This window comes from Actinomyces sp. ICM58 (genome assembly GCF_000283035.1).
Classification (GTDB): domain Bacteria; phylum Actinomycetota; class Actinomycetes; order Actinomycetales; family Actinomycetaceae; genus Pauljensenia.
In genome coordinates this window covers 1-4,180 of sequence record NZ_ALIY01000112.1, presented here as the reverse complement: position 1 = coordinate 4,180, position 4,180 = coordinate 1, and the positions used below count along the sequence as shown (strand labels likewise).

Sequence of the window (4,180 nt, the reverse complement as noted above, 5' to 3'; positions counted from 1 at the left end):
GCCGGCGCCCGCCGCGACGCCTGCGGTCGGGCAGTCGCGTCCCGCCGTCATGGGCACGCTCCCCACCGATTCTGGCCTGTCCGTCTCCATCGATTCCCTCTCACCTCGGATCATTACAAGCGAGAGCGAGGTCGTCATTTCCGGGACGATCCGCAACGATTCGCCGACGACCCTGGCCTCCGTCGCCCTCGACGTGTTCGTCGCCAACGAGACCCCCATCTCCGTCTCGGCGCTCACCACGCAGCTCAGCGACGACGAACCCGACGCCACGCACGCCGCCTCCACGAAGCTCACCGACGTCGCGCGCGGCACGACCACCTCCTTCGAGATCCGCATCCCCACCTCCTCGCTGCCCCTGTCCGACTCCGAGGAGTGGGGGCCGCGCGTCGCCACCGTCGCCGCGAGCTCGGGCAATTTCTCGGGCAAGGACCGCACGATCCTCGTGTGGGATTCCGGGGCGCAGGTGGCAGCCTCGCGCGTCTCGACGGTCGTTCCGTGGACCTCGGCCAACGCGGCCGACAACCAGGCCGAACGCTCCGCGATCCTGACCCTGGCCGGCACCTCGGGCGTGACGCTGGCCGTCGACCCACTCCTGATTCCCCGCGGCCCCCAGCCCACGGCGGCGCCCAGCCCCACGCCCTCGCCCTCCGCCGACGGGGGACAGTCCGGGGCACAGTCCGACCAGGGCGAGCAGTCGGGCGCTGCCTCGCCGAGCCCGACCCCTTCCCCCGTGCCGACGCCCGCCCCCACGACCACCGACCCGGCGCGGCGCTCCCAGGAGCTCCAGTCCGAGGCCTTCGTCGCCTCCTTCATGTCGACCGCCTCCGAGGTCATCGCCCTGCCCGACGGCGACGCGGACCTCGGCGCGCTCGCCCTGTCGGGCAACAGTGGCTTCTGGAACCTGGCCTCCGGCTCCATCGCCTCCTTCCCCTCGACGCTGCGCGCAAGCGGATGGGTCGCCCCCAGCCCCGGCGGCGCGACGCCGAGCCCCTCCCCCTCCGCCACGCCCTCGCACACCGCCACGCCCTCGACCTCCACCACGCCCTCGCCCACCACCACGCCGAGCCCTGCGGCGACCGCGGTCGGCCAGAGCGCCACCCAGACGGCCATCCCCGATTCCGGCCCCACGATCCTGCGCAACGTCGCCTGGCCGGCCGACACGACATTCGGCACATCCTTCCTGGCCGGCTTCGCCTCCGCCGACCAGATCACGATCGCCCCCACCTCGGCCCTGACCCCCGCCGAAGACGTGCCCTTCACCTCCTACGCGCGCGTCAACGTCAACCCCGCGACCGGCGAGACGACGACGGATGGAACGGGCGCCCACACCCTCGCCCAGCAGGGGGACATCGCCTCGATCCTGTCGTGGAACGCCAGCGGCGGCGACCAGCTCGACGCCGAGCAGGCCCTCACGGCCATCACCGCCATCATCGCGCGCGAGCGCCCATCCTCCTCGCGCACCCTCTTCGCCGCCGCCGATCGCACCACCACGATCAACGAACGCCTCTCGCACCGCTTGGCCGCGCTGTACTCGCCCCGGTGGGTGAGCGCGACCTCCTTCTCGGACATCGCCGCCAGCGAGTCCACCGACGTAGAACGCACCACAGTCGGCCCGGGCACCCTCCCCGACGACACCTGGACCGCGATCGACTCCATGGCCTCGTCCCTGACCAACCTGACGCCCCTCGCGAACGCGACGGACGACCCCGACGCCGTCTTCGACTCCGTCACGCCCGCGATCCTTCCCGCCCTCTCCGCGACATCCACGCCCTCCGAACAGCTGGACGCGGCGACCGCCATGACCTCACAGGTCACGACCATGCTGTCCTCCGTGACCGTCGAACCCTCCTCGGCCGTCAACCTGATCAACAAGTCCGCGAAGTTCCCCGTCCTGATCCGCAACAACCTCGACTGGCCGGTGCGCGTGGACGTCACTCTCATCCCCGATGACCCGCGACTGCGCGCCACCCCCGCCCTCTCCCAGGAGCTCGCCGCGCGCGGCGCGACCACGGTGGAAGTGCCCGTCGGCGCGATCGGCAGCGGCGACATCGAGGTCACCTACAAGGTCACGACCTCCGACGGCTACGTCCTGGACGACTCCCGCACCGTCACCGTGCGCATGCGCGCCGGCTGGGAGGACGCGATCACGGCCGTCATCGCCTCCCTCTTCGGCCTCCTCTTCCTCGCGGGTATCACCCGTTCGCTGCGCAGCCGCGCCGCCCGCAAGAAGCAGGCCTCGGACGCGAACGAGGCCAGCGCCTCGCAGACGGACGCCACCGACGAGGCGCCACGCCCGGACGAGGCCTCGGACGCCCCGCACGACACCACCGACCACGAGACAGACACGACGAAGGAGACCCCATGAGCTCGAACACGGCTCGCCGATCAATCCTGAGAGCGTCGGCGCTCATGGCGTCGGGAACCATGGTCTCGCGCATCCTCGGCTTCGTGCGCAACGCGATGCTCATCGCCGCGGTTGGCGCCACCGCCGGCGGCGTCGGCGCCGCCTTCCAGACCGCGAACACGCTGCCCAACACGGTGTTCAACCTGCTGGCCTCCGGCATCTTCGACGCGGTCCTGGTTCCCCAGATCGTCGGCGCCATCAAGCGCCGCCACGACGGCGACACCTACGTCAACCGCCTCCTGACCCTGGCGGGTACCGTCCTGTTCGTCGTCACTTTCCTGACGATGGTGCTGGCCCCCGTCCTCGTCATGATCACGGCCGCCGGTTACACGGAGGACATCCGCAACCTGGCGATCCTCTTCTCCCTCCTGTGCCTGCCGCAGCTCTTCTTCTACGGCCTCTATAACCTCCTCGGCGAGCTCCTCAACGCCCGCGAAATCTTCGGCCCCTACATGTGGGCGCCCGTCGTCAACAACGTCGTCGGCATCGCCGGCCTCGGCCTGTTCCTCGTGATCTGGGGCGGCGCACCCGACGGAGGCATCCCCGCGGGCGACGTGACCGGCGCCCAGTTCTGGGTCCTCGCGGGATCGGCGACCCTCGGCGTTATCTGCCAGGCCCTGTGCCTGCTGTGGCCGATGAGGCGCGCCGGCATCTCCTTCAAGCCGGACTTCCACTTCCGCGGAACCTCCTTCGGGTCGATGCCCCGCGTGGCCGGCTGGACGTTCGCGACCCTCGGCGTCTCCCAGGTCGGCGTCCTGTCGACGAACAACCTGGCCGCCATGGCCGACGGCTTCATCGGCCGCAACGGAGCCCAGGGCGGCGTCGTCGGCATCCTCGCCTACTCGACGGCGTTCATGATCTTCATGGTCCCCCAGTCGCTCATCACGGTGTCCCTGACGACCGCGATCTTCACGCGAATGGCGGGCGCCGTCGCCGACGGCGACGACAAGGCCGTCGCCGACAGCTACCACCTCGGCGTGCGCACGATCACCTCGCTGACTCTCGTCGCCGCCGCGATGCTCATGGCCGGATCGGTCCCCATGATGGAGATCGCGATGGCCGCCAAGGGCGGGGATCCCGCCGCCGTCACCGGCTACGCCCTCGTCCTGACCTCCCTCATGCCGGGCGTCGCGTCGACCGGCATGGTCCTCATGAGCCAACGCGTCTTCTTCGCCTACGAGGACGTCAAGCCCGTGTTCCTCATGGGCATCGGCCCCACCATCATCCAGGTCATCGTCGGCTGGTCCCTGTACGCCCTGACCGGCGCGCGCTGGTGGGTGGTGGCCGCCGCGCTCGGCGAAACCGCGTGCCGCCTGACCCAGGGCGTCATCGCCATCGTGTGGGTCTCGCGCGAGAACCGCTATGTGGACCGCTCCGGCCTGCTGCGCTCCTACGTGTCCTACCTCGGCGCGGCCGTCGTCTCGGGCATCGTCGGCTTCGCCGTCCTGTGGCTCATGGGCGTCCACACGAGCGTCGGCTCAACGCTGGGCCGCATGGCCCTGGCCGGCGTTAAGCTCACGGTCGTCTCGGCGATCACCGGCCTCGTGTACCTGCTGGTCCTGCGCTTCGCCGCGCCCCGCGAGTCCGCGGCCATGATGCGCCCCCTCCTGACGCGCCTGCGTGTCCCCGCCTCTGTGGTGAACATCCTGGCGGCGTCCTCCACACCGACTCCCGCCCAAACTGCGATAATGGCGGAACACACACCCGATCACACGGAGGATGCGATGGCTCCCACGCCAGAACCGACCGGCGACAAGACGAAACTGCCCTCGTTCG

At 70.4% G+C, this 4,180-nt stretch carries 2 protein-coding genes; both read left to right on the top strand.

Annotated elements, in window-relative coordinates; translation table 11 throughout:
- Positions 1-2,365: DUF6049 family protein (locus tag HMPREF1138_RS11260; protein ID WP_009057503.1), on the top strand; the 2,365-nt coding region annotated here is incomplete at its 5' end.
- The coding region (gene murJ, locus HMPREF1138_RS05495; protein WP_009057505.1) for a murein biosynthesis integral membrane protein MurJ at positions 2,362-4,180 on the top strand (1,819 nt) is incomplete at its 3' end. The genes HMPREF1138_RS11260 and murJ, both read left to right, overlap by 4 nt.